The 17,084-nt window shown below is 35.7% G+C and carries 12 protein-coding genes; 6 read left to right on the top strand and 6 right to left on the bottom strand.

What is annotated here, in order from left to right; translation table 11 throughout:
- Positions 1 to 26: 26 nt before the first annotated feature.
- From HOG71_00420 to HOG71_00405, 4 genes are all read right to left on the bottom strand, one after another.
- Complete coding sequence (locus HOG71_00420) at positions 27 to 2,141, bottom strand: hypothetical protein (GenBank protein ID MBT5989294.1); 2,115 nt, start codon at positions 2,139 to 2,141, stop codon at positions 27 to 29.
- Between the two features lie 30 nt (positions 2,142 to 2,171).
- Complete coding sequence (locus HOG71_00415) at positions 2,172 to 4,355, bottom strand: S9 family peptidase (protein MBT5989293.1); 2,184 nt, start codon at positions 4,353 to 4,355, stop codon at positions 2,172 to 2,174.
- 121 nt (positions 4,356 to 4,476) lie between these two features.
- On the bottom strand, positions 4,477 to 6,747 hold the full coding sequence (locus tag HOG71_00410) for a T9SS type A sorting domain-containing protein (protein MBT5989292.1): 2,271 nt from the start codon (positions 6,745 to 6,747) through the stop codon (positions 4,477 to 4,479).
- 121 nt (positions 6,748 to 6,868) lie between these two features.
- The gene (locus tag HOG71_00405; GenBank protein MBT5989291.1) at positions 6,869 to 8,092 is read right to left on the bottom strand and encodes an alanine dehydrogenase; all 1,224 of its coding nucleotides are present in this window, start codon (positions 8,090 to 8,092) and stop codon (positions 6,869 to 6,871) included.
- Positions 8,093 to 8,380: 288 nt separating this feature from the next.
- Between HOG71_00405 and HOG71_00400 the strand changes: the two genes are divergently transcribed.
- Positions 8,381 to 10,318: a T9SS type A sorting domain-containing protein gene (locus HOG71_00400; GenBank protein MBT5989290.1), complete on the top strand. Its 1,938-nt coding sequence runs from the start codon at positions 8,381 to 8,383 to the stop codon at positions 10,316 to 10,318.
- Between the two features lie 60 nt (positions 10,319 to 10,378).
- Here HOG71_00400 and tsaE read toward each other — a convergent pair whose 3' ends face one another.
- On the bottom strand, positions 10,379 to 10,789 hold the full coding sequence (gene tsaE, locus HOG71_00395; protein ID MBT5989289.1) for a tRNA (adenosine(37)-N6)-threonylcarbamoyltransferase complex ATPase subunit type 1 TsaE: 411 nt from the start codon (positions 10,787 to 10,789) through the stop codon (positions 10,379 to 10,381).
- A 13-nt stretch (positions 10,790 to 10,802) separates the two neighbouring features.
- A complete protein-coding gene (locus HOG71_00390; protein ID MBT5989288.1) occupies positions 10,803 to 12,350 on the bottom strand; it encodes a bifunctional response regulator/alkaline phosphatase family protein in 1,548 nt (515 codons plus the stop codon).
- 65 nt (positions 12,351 to 12,415) lie between these two features.
- On the opposite strand from HOG71_00390, the gene HOG71_00385 reads away from it, so the two are divergent.
- The 5 genes from HOG71_00385 to HOG71_00365 form a co-directional block, all read left to right on the top strand.
- Positions 12,416 to 13,630, top strand: coding sequence for an HD domain-containing protein (locus tag HOG71_00385; GenBank protein ID MBT5989287.1), 1,215 nt, complete (start codon positions 12,416 to 12,418; stop codon positions 13,628 to 13,630).
- Between the two features lie 14 nt (positions 13,631 to 13,644).
- Positions 13,645 to 14,694: a UDP-3-O-(3-hydroxymyristoyl)glucosamine N-acyltransferase gene (gene lpxD, locus HOG71_00380; protein ID MBT5989286.1), complete on the top strand. Its 1,050-nt coding sequence runs from the start codon at positions 13,645 to 13,647 to the stop codon at positions 14,692 to 14,694.
- Between the two features lies 1 nt (position 14,695).
- The gene (locus HOG71_00375) at positions 14,696 to 16,102 is read left to right on the top strand and encodes a bifunctional UDP-3-O-[3-hydroxymyristoyl] N-acetylglucosamine deacetylase/3-hydroxyacyl-ACP dehydratase (GenBank protein MBT5989285.1); all 1,407 of its coding nucleotides are present in this window, start codon (positions 14,696 to 14,698) and stop codon (positions 16,100 to 16,102) included.
- Position 16,103: 1 nt separating this feature from the next.
- Positions 16,104 to 16,886 (top strand): acyl-ACP--UDP-N-acetylglucosamine O-acyltransferase, encoded by a 783-nt coding sequence (gene lpxA, locus HOG71_00370; protein MBT5989284.1) that lies wholly within the window; start codon positions 16,104 to 16,106, stop codon positions 16,884 to 16,886.
- A gap of 21 nt (positions 16,887 to 16,907) precedes the next feature.
- On the top strand, positions 16,908 to 17,084 hold a 177-nt coding region (locus HOG71_00365), incomplete at its 3' end, for a hypothetical protein (GenBank protein MBT5989283.1).

Raw genomic sequence — 17,084 nt, 5'->3', positions numbered from 1 at the left:
TTTTTCTGTTTTTGTGCAATATAAATTTATTTTGTCTGATAATAAATCAATGCTCCTTTAGGATCAAAATCTTCAATTAACTTTTTAATTGGAGCTCCTGGATCAGGTGTTCCTGCGGTTCCTGTTGAGAAATCAGGAACTGTAGATGCTTTAATGAACATCGATGAAATCCATAATCCACCTTTCGAGTCAGATTCAATATCTTGAACCCGATCAAAATAAACACCAGAGTTGTCTTTGTTAAATTGTTCCCAATTGTTTCCATCGAAACTTATAACACCAGCTTTTTCGGTACCCAACCAAATTTTATCATCGGGAGTAATGGTGATGCAATTTATCAGGAAATATTTAGGTACATCACCTGAAGTCTCAACCTCTTTAAAAGCGTCACCTTCAAGCTTAAATAAACCCTTTCCTGTAACTGCCCAAATGTTTCCTTTGCTGTCTTCAGCCATATCAAACACATAACCTGGCAATCCACCGGTTTTCTTATCCCAGAATTTCCAACTACCATCTTTTAAAATGGCAATTCCTTTCGTGGTTCCTACCCAAACTTGACCTTTTGAATCTTTTTTTGTGAAATAGATATTATTGGAAGGAAGTCCTGTTTTCTTGGTATGAAATTCACAGCCCCCTTCTTTAGCACAAATATCCAAACCCATAATAGTTGCAATATATAGTTTGCCTGCTCCATCAAAGGCTAGTCCGGTGATATTTTTGTTTTTGTATCCGAAATCATCTTTTTTTAGTTGATCCAAACGCTCATTTTTCACATAATACAAACCTTTTAATTGTGCACCGGCAAATACACTTCCATCATCTGAAACTGCAAGTCGTTGTAACATTTCACCAATCATACCTGCCCCTGGATCACGGTATTCTTTCCAATCGCCACCATTATATGTCATAATACCTGAACCACTGGTTGCCATCCAAATTTCATCGTTTTTATCTATCGCAAATTGGTTAATATAGCTCGAAGGAATATCAGAGGTAAAACGGTTATACACTTTCCATTCAGGGAAATGATCAAAAACAGGTTCGTTATACATTACAACACCACCAAATTTCTCAGGTGAATAATCTTTGTCTCCAAAAAAGCGGTCTAACCATGTTTCAGGAAATACACCTGTCAGGAAAAACTTGCGATTTTGATTATCGACAACAATATCCCTCACATAATTAGTTGTTAGAGGAGAATTTTCTTTATTGATTATTTTAACTGAAGTGCCGTCAAAAGCAAGAACACCATTTCCATCAGTTCCAATCCAAATCGTATTTTTTGTATCTACAGCAAGAGATAATAAATCGGGTTCTGGTAAACTTTTCTCGAAAAGTCCGAAAGTAACACTCGCCATTAAATCTCTGATACTATGATTTTCCCAATCGGTACCATTAAAGCTAACCAGTCCTTTTGGGGTTCCAAACCAGGCAATATTGTTGTTATCGAATTCAATGGCACGAACAGTATTAGTTGGTAAGCCAGAGTTGTCTTTGGTATAATGTGTCCAGTCTTTTCCGTCAAACTTTACGACTCCATAATCTTGAATTCCGGCAACCATCCATGTATTTCCTTGCTTGTCGAATGTGATATCTTCAACAAACTTTTTGGGCAAACCTGAGTTTTCAGTATTATAATTAACCCAATTGCTTCCGTCAAATACAGATACTCCACCACCTTTGGCATTAATGGCATCTGAATTATAACCAGCAACCCATATTTTATTGTCTTTGTCAACAGCAATTTCAGTCACTAATTCAATTTCAGGAACCTGAACATAGGAAAAACTGCTTCCATCAAATTTGTAAAGGCCTTTATTGGTAGCAACCCAAATGTTTCCTTCATTATCAATCTTGATCAGGTTAACTAAGCGAGGGTTACCGAAATCTTTTCTTTTCATGGTAACTACTTTTCCACCATAATATAATTTGATTTCTCCTCCGGCAGCAAACCAAACGCCACCTTCTTTATCAACATCAATAGAACGAATATAGTTGGTCCCTAACTTCTGATCAGCTAAATATTTGCTGTCATACACATAGCTGGCTGTAAATTGTTTCCAATCGGATAGCCACTGGTTTTGAGCAAAAAGTGTAAATGAGCAGCAAATAATAACTGCCATGAATGCTAATTTTTTCATAATTTTTATTAAATTTTAAACAAGTGTTATTTATAAATTTTCTTCAATGAATAAAGTCATTTTATTGAAGAGATGAAAGCGTGTATAACCACCAAAAATACTGTGGTTTTTATTTGGATAAATATGCATATCGAATTGCTTGTTTGCATCATTCAATGCATTAACCATTTCAATTGTATTCTGAATGTGCACATTATCGTCAGAGGTTCCATGAATAATGAGATATTTTCCCTTTAATTGCTTGACGAAATTTATAGGTGAATTGTCATCATATCCACTGGGATTTTCATCTGGTGTACGTAAAAATCTTTCGGTGTAAATATTATCATAATATCTCCAGTTCGTAACCGGAGCAACGGCTATGGCCATTTTAAACACATCATTTCCTTTCAGCAAGGCTAAGGATGACAAATAACCGCCAAAGCTCCAACCCTGAATTCCAATACGGCTACCATCCACATAGGGAAGCTTGGCTAAATATTTTCCAGCTTCTATCTGATCGATGGTTTCCAGTTTTCCAAGTTGTAAATATGTCGATTTTTTAAACTCTTCACCTCTGTATCCGGTTCCTCTGTTATCAACCGAAACAATAATATATCCTTTAGATGCCAAAAACTGATAATATATATCGTTATAATCCCATCGATTATTTACCGTATTAGCACCAGGGCCACCATAACAGGTCATATACACTGGGTAAGATTTTTTCTTATTGAAATTATAGGGTTTGATCATCCATCCATTTAACTCCACATTTTCGGATGTTGTAAAGCTGAAAAAATCTTTCTTGGCAAACCTATAAGGTTTCATTTTCTGAACCAAGTCATCATTGTTTTCCAATACACGAATCTCTTTCCCAGATGCATTGCAAAGGGTGCTAATAGGAGGGGTGTTGGCATCAGACCAGGTATTGATAAAATACTTGAAGGACTTGCTGAAATCAGCATCATTGGTTCCATTCTTTTTGCCAATACTCTTTTTTGATTTTCCATTCAAACCAATAACATACAAATCGCGTTGGGTGGGTGAACTTTCAGCGGATGTATAATAAACCAAGGCATTTACTTCATCAACACCATGAAAACTAACTACATCCCATTCGCCTTTGGTAATTTGATTTTTCAATTTTCCATTCAATTCATATAAATAAATATGGTTAAAACCACTTTTTTCGCTAGTCCAAACAAAATGTTTTTGATCCTTTAAAAAGGTGAGATTATCTGTTATATCTACATAATATTTACTTTCTTCGGTTAAAAGAACCTTTGCTTGTCCGCTTGCTGCATCAGCCAATAAAAGTTCTAATTTGTTTTGAAGCCGATTCAATCGTGTTATACAAAGTGTTCCTGCTTGCTGCGTCCATTGAATACGAGGTATATACTGATCAGTTTGTTTACCCAAATCCATTTTTACTTCACTGCTGTTCAGGATGTTATAAACATATACATCAACAATTGAATTATCTTCTCCTGCTTTTGGGTATTTATATTGATAAAGCTCAGGGTAAAGCTCTCCATAGGTGGTCATCGACCATTGTTTAACTGCCGATTCATCAAATTTCATATAGGCAATGTAAGTATTGTCGGGAGACCAGAAAAAGCCCTTAGAAAAACTGAATTCTTCCTCATACACCCAATCAGGTGCTCCATTGATTATTTTGTTGAATTCACCATCTGATGTTAGTTGAATCTCTTTTCCACTGTTCAAGTCGAAATAATAGATATTATTTTCTTTCACAAAAGCTACTTTATGTCCATCGGGAGAAAAAGTAGCCAGACTTTGTTTGCCGTTTTTTGAAATATCGGTGAGCGTTTTTGTTTTCATGTCCCACACATAATATTTAGCTACATAGGAATGGCGGTATATTGCCTGATGTTCAGCCGAAAACAATATTTTATTTTCATCCTTGTTAAAAGCATAACTCTGAAACTCAATACCCAGTTTTTCGCCTTCAACAAGTGTTTCAACCAGCTCTCCGCTGGCATAACTGTATTTATTGATATCTACATCATCCTGTACACTATAATGCAAACCATCATTCATAGAGCGTAATCCTTGAATGAATTTTGGATAAAAAGTAAAATAAGCCCAAGCATCTTCAAGTGTGATATCCTTAACCGGACGATCTTCAATTTTTTTTGTTTCCTGAGCCTGAATATTTGATGTAATCAGGATATGAGAGAGAAGAATAACAGCAATAAATACGCGTTTCATGTGTAAATAATTTGATTGATTTCGTCTGCAAAGATAAGTAAAGCCTATAAAGGCCATCTCATTTGAAAGCAATAAAAAACCCCGACAATTGGCCGGGGTTTTCTGTATTTGTTGATTATGATTATTCAACAATCAATTTAGCTGAAATGTTTTCACCATTAGCAATAATGCTTAAAATATAAGCACCTGACTTTAATGAAGAAGGCTGAATTGTTAGATAGTTAGCACCTGAACTTAAATTCTTGAAGTTTTGGCTAAATACACTTTTTCCTACTAAATCATAAATAGTTAGTTGAACATCAGAAGTATATTTGAGATCAAGACTAATGGTTGTTTCAACTGCGACAGGATTTGGATAAATTCCTTTGAGTGTGGCTCCACTTACTGTATTCTCTTCAACTCCAACTCCTCCACCAGGACCAATGACATCATTCAAAATGTCCTGTACAGGTATTTTCATATAAAACTCGTAGTTGATGGTTGGGAAATCCTGATTTTGTACTTCAGTACCAGGCTCTTCATCTTCCTGGAAAACAATATGAATGTAATCATCTACCTTTCTGGCAACATTACAAAATACATCTTCCATTTCTGGATTATCAGATAAGTTTTGCGGATCTGACCAGGCAAGTCCACCATTTGTTGAATAAACAACATACACATCTCTGAAGTTTTCTCCGTTAATTAAAGAAATGGCTTCTTCAACAGGAGCACTATAAATGAGAAATATGTTTCCATTGTCATCGATGGTGTAGTGTGGCATTGTAACTAAAGCTGTTGAGCCGTAGCGACCACCCTGAGCAACATCGCTATCCCATGTTGGTCTGTCAATTTCTGTTGCTCCACTTTGATTTCTATCGTAAACATGTGCTGTTGGAATAACGCCCATGTTTGTATAGGCATTGAATGTTTCCCAACGGCCACTTACATAATCAACTACTTCAACAACAAATGAGTCAAGAACCACTACTTTATCAGGAATGACTAATGTAGAATCAGTAGGTAAGCCGGTCATCGTATCCCATAAGTAAACAAAATATGCTGGCCATGCAGTTACTGTTGTAGGTGTAAATGGATTATTGATATCGTCATAAGTTGTAACTGTAATGGCTGATTTTGCCATTTTTGTTACTGTACTATCAATTGTATTGAATTTATAATTCCATGAAGTGTCAGTCATATAGGCAATCATTGGTGCAATGGCTCCATCTACCCATAAACGATATACGGTTGTATCTTTATAAAATGTATCATAAACCATGGCAGAGTCAAGAACTGCAATGTCATTAAAATACATGATACCATTAGATGTTCCTGTATACCAGAAAGTACCATGGTCAGCAGCAGGATCATACGTAAATCCAACCGTCACACCATAAGCAACATGACTCACATCGTTATCATCAATAATAACGGTCATTGATCCGTCACCATACCAGAATGCATTTGTATCGCCTAAAAACTGTGGAACAGGTAACTCAAAATCTTCGATAACAATCATTTCCCAAGAGTTTCCATAATCTACTGATTTCCACATGAGGATGTCGTTAATACGCTGGCCTACAACGATTGAAACAATATTGTCTTTGGCATCAATAGCATAATTATCACCATTACCGAAAGCATAGCGGCTATCGTCATAACCAGGTAAAGTAATTTTGTCATCTACCCAAGTATCAGTTTTAATATTGTAACGGGAGTAAACAAAAGGTCTTTTAACACCATTTTTTACGACTAAGGTATCGCTATAATTTCCAATAATATAGAGGAAATCACCACTTTGTGCGATTCGTGCCCAAATAGGTCCACTTCCTTTGTCCTTTGATGTTTCAGTCCATGTCGTTGATCCAATTCCTTCGTTTACATTGAGGGAATAACCACCTGATCCGCCACCTGCTTCTGCATAATGTGAAACAACATATTCTTTTACACTTGCTCCATCATCAAAAAATACAATATTTGGCCAACCTGAACGGAATGTTTCCAATCTGTCTTCAATAGCACCCATCCAGTTGTTTCCATCGAAATGGTTATAACCGGTTCCTCTTGTGTTCCAAGGGTTTACATCGGGTGATGTTGTAAATACAGTGGATATTTTACCATCATCATATAATACAGTTCTTCGTGCTATTGATGAGTTGGTTTGTAAACCATATTGACTACGACCTACCAATGTTCTGTCATAACGACTATTCGAAGCATTCAATTTATAATCAGCAGCTTCTGCTGGCTTATGTACTATTGAATATTGTGGAATATTGTCTTGGTTCAAGTCTTTGACATTAAAAACTTTAACGTTTTTAACATCTCCATTGTAATCCTTCGGAGAAGGTACGTTTTGAGCATTGGCCATAAAGGCAGCAAGTACAAATAATAGTAATAATTTTTTCATTTGAAGTTAATTTTTAAAATGATTGTCTTTTCATTATAATGAGTCGCGAATTTATAAGAATAATAGGGATTTAGGAAATTTTTCTATCAGATAATAGAAAGAAAAACAGTTCGTTCAAGCACTATAAATTAGACGTAAGCAATATGTCGATGGCCTTACTGTTTAAATTAAATACCTGTCCTAAATACGAATTTGTGAGTATGCCTTTGTACATATAAATCCCGTGACGGGCGAAAGGTAATTCCCATAAATAATTATCTATTGTATTGCTTTCGCTTAATTCTGTTAAAATAGGGGCTAAAATATTACTTAGTGCCATGCTAGCTGTTGTGGGCACAATGGAGGGTATGTTTGGAACACAATAGTGTGTAACTCCATGTCGAACAAAAGTTGGTTTATTCAGGCTAGTGACTTTGGACGTTTCGAAACAACCACCTTGATCAATGCTCACATCAATTAAAACAGAATTTTCTTTCATACTCATCACCATATCTTCTGTAACAACACAAGGTGTTCGCCCATTATAGGGGCGTAATGCGCCTATAACCACATCGGCTTGTAATAACTCTTTTGAAAGTATGTCCTGTTCGATAATGGAATTAAATACATGTTGGGAGTTGAATGTGCGCAGTCTGCGTAATTTGTAAAGGGAATTATCAAATACTTTGACCTCAGCACCCAAAGCTTGTGATGTTCTGGCAGCAAACTGACCAACTGTTCCTGCTCCTAATATAATAGCTTTGACAGAGGGAACTCCAGTAATTCCTCCAAAAAGTAAACCGCTTCCTTGTTTCCCAGCTAGATATTCGGCAGCAATGAAAACTGCAGCTTTACCTGCTATTTCACTCATGGAATGAATAATGGGTAAAATCCCCGAATTATCCTTGATGTTTTCAAAGGCTAAAGCAGTGATTTTCTTATCCATAAATGCTCGCAGATATTCTGCTTCGAGATGTGGATGATTAAGGGCTGATATTAAAAGTTGCCCCTTTTTCATTAACTTTATTTCATCCACTTTTGGAAAGGCAATTTTTAGTAATATATCTGCCTGATAAACTTCGTTTTTATCGCTGGTAATTTGTGCGCCTGCTTCACTGTATTCGTTGTCGCTGTATCGCGAAGCTATACCTGCACCACTTTCAATCATTATTTCAAAACCATGATACACTAACATTTTCACAGCCGAAGGAGTGATGGGTACACGGTGTTCGTTCAAATTATCTTCTTTTGGAATGCCTAGGGAAAACGATGATTGATCAGGATCTTTTTTTAAGAGCACTTCTTTGGGCTGTGTGGTTGCCTCCTTAGCCAGTCCATAAAAATCATCTTTTTTAATCTTGCTCATACGTCAGTTTTAGAGGAATAAAAAGGAAATTGAAGTTACAAAAAAATGAGGAATGGGTGATAGTAAAAAGAGAGTGTTCTATTCAGGAGTAGGGTAATTTCTATTCCTTGTTGGATCTTCATAGTTATTTTTATTGATAAAATCAGATTTGAAAATCAAAGTTAGATGAAAAAGATCATGAAGTCATCACTTGTTGATATTCAGTATTCTTAAAAGATTTCGTTAATAACTTTAGGCGAAAGAGAGTAATTGAACACTTATTTTCGAACCACTATAAAATACTGTATGATGAAAAAGATTTCTTTTATACTGTTGCTATCAATGGCTTTTCATTTTGCATCTGCTCAAACCAATGTGTCAAAATATGAGCATTTTAAACTACATTATGAAATTAATGATAAGGTCAATGAGATTAAATCACCTGTGTATAGGGATGACGAATATGCTTTAATTGTTGGCTTTTTTGATTCTTCTGAAGTCTTTATCCTTGATAAGGATACAACAATAAATGGGAATGTATTGGTATTAAACAAAGGACAACTTATCGTTCAAAAAGATGTGAATTGTACTATCAATGGAGGAATAATACTTCTAAATCAGGCAGAATTTAAAGTGAACAGGGCCGTATTTACACTGAAAGGAAATGTGATGGCATTGCATAATAGCCTGTTTGAAATTGATTCGTCTGAATTTATTGTTCCTATGGATTACCGCTACCAACATAGTGTTGCAGGCATTCATAATGCAAAAGTAAAATGGACAAATTCAACGATTAGTTTTGGCAAAGGTTTGTTATCCGGTATTTTTCTGAATCAGTCCTCCTTTATTCTACAAAACAATGAATTCTTACAATCGGTAACGATTTCTATGCATAATCAATCGAGCTTGGATGTAAAGAACACCAGCAATGCCTGGGAGTTTTTGGTGGCAGATTCCTGTTCTATCAATATTCGCAATTCAAGTGATTTTATTTTCTGGTTGTATTTTTCCGATCAACAAACTTCAAGCATTACATTTCCTCTGGGGAATTATATACAAAAGCTGGATTTCAACTCTTCAGTTAGTGGTTTAGAGGATATTACATATTCTATGTCCATTGATAGCACCTCAAATATTAAATGGGGAGTTATACAGCAGGCAGGTTCTGATTTAACAATCAAGAACTCACTTATGCGAACATTTGGAATGTTTTTCGACCACGGAAAATCAGAGAAAATCACCGGTTTAATCAACAATCAATTTTATGAAGATGATACGTTTACTTATTCAGATCGAAGCCTTAGGCTTGTAAACACAGATATTCTGACTTGGAATTTTTATGCAGTGAAACAAACTAATTTGCAAATTGAGGGCTGTTTATTTGGTGAAGCTTTGGCATTTGATCAGGGAATTGTTAGCACTGTAGCTTCCATTTGTGATGGGAGTGGAGGTTATTTGGGTGCAGAGAGTGGTCAATTAAATTTGTTTGCTACTGAAATTGAAGCGCAGCTATTAACCAGCGGATCCAGTTTAACGATACTTGCTGAATCAGAAATTGATTATAAGTGGTTGCCGGCCACCTTTGCTCATAGCTCCATTGCCCTTTTTGCAAATACCAAAAGAAATGGTGTCATTGAAGCACTGGATACTTCTTTTGTGTTGGAAGTATTTATCGACTCCTTTAAGAACCAGCATTCGAATTCAATTGTTCCAATTCATGGAACCATTAACCATTTCAATGGGCCATTTAATCCATCGTTTATTCGTTATTATCGAGTGGAAGCTATTAATCTGGCAAGTCCAACAATCAGGCTATTGGTGGCTGACAGTTTAACCAATTTAGTAGCTGATGATGTTTTATGTTTTTGGAACACCAATAATATTCCTGTAGCTACTTATGATATTGTAGTTTCTGTATATATCAATAATGACATTGATCCCATTGAGGTAAGAAAAGAAGTAAATCTTCTTGCAGCTTCGGGTATAGACATCATTGAACAAACTGTTTCACTATTTCCTAATCCGTGTGACGATTATTTAACAGTCAGGATAGAGGATGGACAATCAGCAGCATGTTCATATCACCTATTCGATTTAATGGGAAAGAAAGTGAATTGTTCAATTGTTCAAAAAGGAATATCTGAGATTACTTTCAATACCTCAAAATTAGCATCAGGAAGTTATTTTCTGCTTTTAGAACAACAGGGTAGAAGCTTTTATCAAAAGGTGTTGGTAGTTCATGAGTGATTAATAACGTGCGCAGGGTCAAGATACGAACAATAATCACTCATAAACCCGTATTCTGAATTATAAACAGCAGTAAGCTCGAATATTGTTTTCGTCAACTGTGATTGATAACTTCATAAAATGATCAGGCAATAATTCCTCTATTTTCTCGGGCCATTCAATCAAAACATAATCATCCGAAAAAAAGTACTCTTCATAGCCCAATTCATATAATTCCTCGACTTTCTTTAGTCTGTAAAAGTCAAAGTGATTTACTTTTACTTTTCCCTGATACTCATTTAATATGGTATAGGTTGGGCTATCAACTATCTCATGAATGCCCAACTGCTTACAAATTTCTTTGATTAGGGTTGTTTTTCCTGCACCCATTTCGCCATACAATGCAATTTTACTTGATTTGCACGTATTAATAATCTGACTGGCTAAAGCAGGCAATTCATCCACAGAGTTACAAGTCCATTTATTATTCATAATTCACTAAAGCTTACTTATTTTCAAAAATAATTATGGGAATAAGCATTTCTTCCATCGATACACCTCCATGTTGGAAGGTATTTTCGAAGAAATTTGCAAATTGGTTGTAATTGTTTGGATAAATAAAATAATAATCTTCAGGAGCAAAAATAAAGGAGGAACTCAATGAAGGTTGAGGCAATTTTATATCAATCGGATTTTTAACATATAAAACTTCTTTCGGATTAAAATTCAGATTTTTACCCTGCTTGAACCTTAGGTTGGCGGTTGTATTTCTGTCGCCCACTACTTTAGATGGTCGCTTAACCCGAATTGAGCCATGATCGGTTGTTAATACTACATAGCAATCGGTATTGGCAATTTCTGTTAATGCTTCATAAAGATGTGAATGTTTAAACCAGGAATAGGTTAAAGATCGATAAGCTGTTTCATCTTCAGCCAGTTCTTTAATTATTTCCATTTCAGTCCGAACATGTGAAAGCAGATCAATGAAATTATATACAATTACATTCAAGTATGCATTTGTGTTTCGAACGGTTTCCGGTAGTCTTTTACCAGCCTCCAATGATGTGATTTTATTGTAGGATACTTTGGCTATTTTGCGTAATCGTTTTAAATAATCAACTATATAGGCTTCTTCATGCTGATTTTTAGATCCTTTTTCTTCATCATAAATCCATTTACCCGGATAGTTTTTGTCGATTTCCGAAGGCATAAATCCGGAAAAAATTGCATTTCGAGCATAATTGGTTGCTGTTGGTAAAATGCTGTAATACATATCTTCATCAATGAGCTTGAATTTATCAGTCATCAGGGGTTGAATCATTTTCCATTGATCGAATCTAAAATTATCAATCAAAATAAAATACACAGGTTTTCCCTTGTTAACCAATGGAAGTGCTTTTCGAACCATTAATTTATTCGACATTAAAGGTGCACTATCGGGATCTTGTATCCAATTTTTGTAATTTTCCTGAACAAATTTGAAAAACTTATTATTTGCATCTGCTTTTTGATTGACTAATATGTCTTTCATATTGCTGTCCTGAGATTTTTCCAATTCAAGTTCCCATCGAACAATTTCTTTATACAATTCTTTCCAGGCTTCTGTCCCTAAATTATCATTCAGCATCATGGATAACTCCCTGAAATCCTGCTGGTAGAGGCTGGTAATCTTTTCGCTAACCAGTCTTTTTGTATCAACATGTTTTTTAACTGTTAACCAAAGTTGTTTCGGATTTACCGGTTTAATCAAGTAATCGGATATTTGTGAGCCAATGGCATCATCCATCACAAATTCATCTTCGGTTTTGGTTACCATCACTATGGGAATATCGGGTAAGAATTTTTTAATGGCAATCAATGCCTCTAATCCACTAATACCTGGCATTTTTTCATCCAGAAAAATAATGTTGAAATCTTGCGTTTGAGCTTCTTCGATCGCATCATTTCCACTGGTAACTGCTACTATCTCGTAGCCTTTTTGTTCCAGGAAAATAATATGCGGTTTCAGCAAGTCAATTTCATCATCCGCCCAAAGTATTTTAATTTTGTTCATATTTGTTTTACAATTAAACCCGTTCCTTATCACTAACAAAAATATTAAGGATTTATTTCAAGTCGATGAAGATTAAAATACTTAATGATGCGGTTGCTGGTTTTATCAGCTTATCTGATCCTTTATTATTGGATATAATTGATCATCCTAATTTTCAAAGACTGAGGCGAATCAAGCAATTGGGCTTAACTGAGCTGGTTTTTTCGGGTGCCACCCACACACGATTTCAACATACGTTGGGTGCTTTTCAGTTATTATCAGAAACTTTAGAAATTCTTAAACTTAAAGGGGTTGAAATATCTGCAAAAGAACAACAAGCCGTATTAATTGCTATTTTATTGCATGATATAGGACATGGCCCTTTTTCGCATGCTTTGGAACATACTTTGGTCGAAGATGTCGATCACGAGCAATTATCCTTGCTTTTTTTGAAGAAGTTCAATTCAATTTTTAATGGAAAACTTGAATTGGCCATACAAATATTTCAGAACAAATATCCCCGAAAGTTTTTTTATCAGCTCATATCCAGTCAATTGGATATTGACCGACTTGATTATTTACGTAGAGATAGTTTTTATGCAGGTGTGCCTGAGGGAATGATTGGATCAGAAAGGCTGATCAGAATGATGAATGTGCAAAATGATGAATTGGTTTTTGAATCCAAAGGACTTTATTCGCTCGAAAACTTTTTATTGGCTCGCAGGTCCATGTATTGGCAGGTTTACCTTCACAAAACTGTAGTATCAGCCGAGATGATGCTGGTTAGGGTGCTGGAAAGAGCTCGTTATTTAGCTAAAGCAGGTGAGGATTTGGTGGCCAGTGCAAGTTTGAAATTTTTCCTCTATAATAACATGCAGTTGGATGACTTCGAAAATCCTAAAGTTTTAGATAAATTTGCTGATCTGGATGATACAGATATTTTACAAGCAATTAAAGGCTGGATACATCATTCCGATATTGTTTTAGCAACACTTAGCCATAATATTATTAATCGTAAACTTTTGAAAATTGAGTTGGCAAAAACGCCATTCAGTATGGAGCAGATAAACGAGCGAAAAAAAACTGTTATCGACCAATTGCATATTACTGAAGAAGAAGCCAGCTATTTTGTATTTTCAGAAAGCTTGCAAAATACAATGTATGATACTTTTGGTGAAAAAATCAATGTATTAATGGGAGATGGAAGTATTGCTGATATCAGTTCAAATTCAAGTGGTTTTAATCAATCTTTATTAATTAAACCCATGCAGCGATTTTACTTTTGCTATCCCAAAAATTAACAGAATAAACTGAAATGAAAATATCACTGGCAGAAATTGCTGAACTAACAGGTGGCGAAATCGACAAAAGTGTTGATCAATCCATTGAAATTAATCATATATCCACTTTGGAAGATGCAAAATCGGGTGGTTTATCATTCCTGCACTTGGCAAAATATCAGCCTTCCTTTTCCAGCACTGAAGCTACAGCTGTATTGGTAAATAAGGATTTTGTTCCGGAGCAAAATGTCGATACAATACTTATTCGGGTAAAGGATGTTTATAAATGCCTCATTGAATTACTCGAAAAGTACAATCACAATGTGCACAAAAAGGGAATCGAAGAACCTGTATTTATTGGTAAAAATGTTGAACTGAAAGAAGACATTTATCTGGGTGCATTTTCCTATATCAGTTCCAATGCTATAATTGGAAAAAATGCGAAAATTTATCCCAATTGTTTTATTGGAGATGGTGTTGTCATTGGCGATAATACTGTGTTATATGCAGGCGTGAAGATTTATCATCATTGTAAAATAGGAAAGGACTGCCTGATTCATTCGGGAGCTGTAATTGGAAGCGATGGTTTTGGCCATTTTCCACAGGCTGATGGAAGTTATAAAAAAGTGCCTCAGGTTGGTAAGGTTATTATTCATGACCATGTTGAAATTGGTGCCAATACAACCATTGACAGAGCAACCATGGAAGCTACTATCATTCATAGTGGCGTAAAGCTCGATAACCAAATACAGGTAGCTCATAATGTGGAAATAGGAGAAAATACAGTGATTGCCTCACAAACAGGAATATCCGGTTCTACCAAATTAGGAAAACATGTATTGGTTGGTGGTCAGGTCGGATTTGCCGGACACATTGAAATAGCTGATGGCAATCAGTTTGGTGCAAAAAGTGGTGTAGGTGCTAGCATCGAAGAAAAAAACGGAAAGTGGTTTGGCGTCCCCCTAATGCCTGTTAAAGATACTTTGCGTTTATTTGCAATTTTAAAGAAACTACCAGCATTGTATCAGAAGATTGTAAAACAAGAAAAAGAAATAGAAGAATTACAAAAGATAGTCAAAAAATAGCATGGAACTTAAACAAAGAACAATAACCAGAGCAGTAAGTATATCAGGTGTTGGCTTACATACAGGTCAACGAGTAAATTTAACGTTTAATCCAGCTCCTGAAAATCATGGATATAAATTTCAACGTGTAGATTTGGAAGATAAGCCTATTATTGAGGCTGATGTAGATTTGGTGGTAAGCACTGATAGAGGAACAAAATTAGCCAAAAATGGGGTAGAAGTTGGCACAGTTGAACATTGTTTAGCTTCATTGGCTGGCTTAAGCATCGACAATGTTTTAATTGAATTGGATGGACCTGAAGTGCCCATTATGGATGGTTCTGCCTTGCATTTTGTGAAAGCTTTACATGATGCAGGTATCAAAGAGCAGTTAGCCGATAGGGAATATTTTGAAATAAGCTCAAATGTTTATTATTCAAATAAGGATAGTGATACTGAAATGATTGCCATGCCATTGGATAGCTTTCGTGCCACTGTTATGATCGATTATAACTCTCCAATCTTAGGTAGTCAGCATGCTTCTATTACTCAAATGCAAGAATTTGAATCAGAAATTGCCAATTGTAGAACATTCTGTCTTTTGCACGAAATTGAGAGTATGTTTAATAATAATTTAATCAAAGGAGGAGATGTCGATAATGCGATTGTAGTGGTTGACAGATTTGTTCCTGATGAAGAACTGGAAAAATTGGCCAAAATGTTCAACAAGCAAAAAAACGAACTGCGTGTTGAAGAAGGTGGAATTTTAAATAATTTGGAATTACACCATCACAACGAACCGGCTCGACACAAATTGCTTGATTTAATAGGTGATTTGGCTTTGGTTGGCATGCCCATAAAAGCACAGATTATGGCAGCACGTTGTGGTCACACCACAAATATTGAATTTGCCAAAAAAATTAAGAAAGCAATTGCATTGAGCAAAAAGCAAAACAAGAATAATGCTCCCCAATATGATCCTAATGCAAAGCCTGTTTTCAATACTGTGGAGATTGAAAAAATACTCCCACACCGTCATCCATTTTTATTCGTTGACAAAATTATTGACCTGACTGATAAGCATGTAACAGGTATTAAAAATGTAACCTACGATGAATCGTTTTTCAGGGGGCATTTTCCTGGAGATCCTGTTATGCCGGGCGTTCTGATGATAGAGGCTTTAGCACAATGTGGAGGTGTATTGATATTATCAAATGTGCCTGATCCTGAAAATTATTCTACCTATTTTATGAAAATTGACAATGCCAAGTTTAAAGATAAAGTTCTTCCTGGTGATACCTTGGTAATGAAATGCGAGTTAACCCAAGCTGTTCGTAGAGGAATTTGCGTTATGAAAGGACAAGCTTTTGTTGGAAACAAATTAGTTGTAGAAGCCGATTTGATGGCATCAATAGTTAAAAATACTTAATATGCATCAACCCTTATCCTATGTTCACCCAGGTGCAAAAGTTGCACAAAATGTAGTAGTCGAGCCATTTGTCAGTATTCATAACAATGTTGAAATTGATGAAGGAACCTGGATTGGTCCGCATGTGACCATCATGGAAGGAGCCCGTATTGGTAAAAACTGCCGCATCTTTCCAGGTAGTGTTATTTCAGCCATTCCTCAGGATTTAAAATTCAGTGGTGAGGATTCATTAACCGTAATTGGAAATAATGTAACCATCAGGGAGTATTGCACAATTAATCGGGGAACTGTAGACAGAAGGCAGACAGAGATTCATGACAATGCGCTCCTTATGGCTTATGTACATGTGGCTCACGATTGTGTAGTTGAAAGAAATGCGATTCTGGCTAATGTAGTAAATTTAGCGGGTCATGTCACTATTGGTGAGTACGCAATCGTAGGTGGACTCAGTGCCGTTCATCAATTTGTCAGTATTGGTGCACATACCATGATATCAGGTGGTTCTTTAATCAGAAAAGATATTCCGCCCTTTACCAAAGCTGCACGTGAACCACTTTCGTATGTAGGTATTAACTCCATAGGATTAAGACGAAGAGGTTTTTCTGCGAAGAAAATAAATGAGATACAAGACATTTATAGGATATTATATATTCGTGGTTATAACACTACTCAAGCCATGGAAATCATTGAAACAGAATTTAAAGTAACGCAGGAAAGGGATGATATTTTAAGCTTTATCAGAAAGTCTGACCGTGGAGTAATGAGAGGCTATATAAAGAGGTAGATCAAACGTTTAATTTTGCAAATGATAAGGTTACTCATATTCTTCTTATTCTGTAACACACTGGCTTATGGCCAACATCATGATTGGTCTGAATTTGATACATCTAAGTCTGTGAATTGTATCTTTTACCTGAATGGCGATTCTCTTCCATACACCGGTACTGTTCTTGAAAAACATTTTGGATTCAAAAAAAACATC

It is taken from the genome of Bacteroidota bacterium, assembly GCA_018698135.1.
In the GTDB taxonomy this organism is placed as follows: Bacteria; Bacteroidota; Bacteroidia; order CAILMK01; family JAAYUY01; genus JABINZ01.
This window is presented reverse-complemented; position numbering and strand designations above follow the sequence as displayed.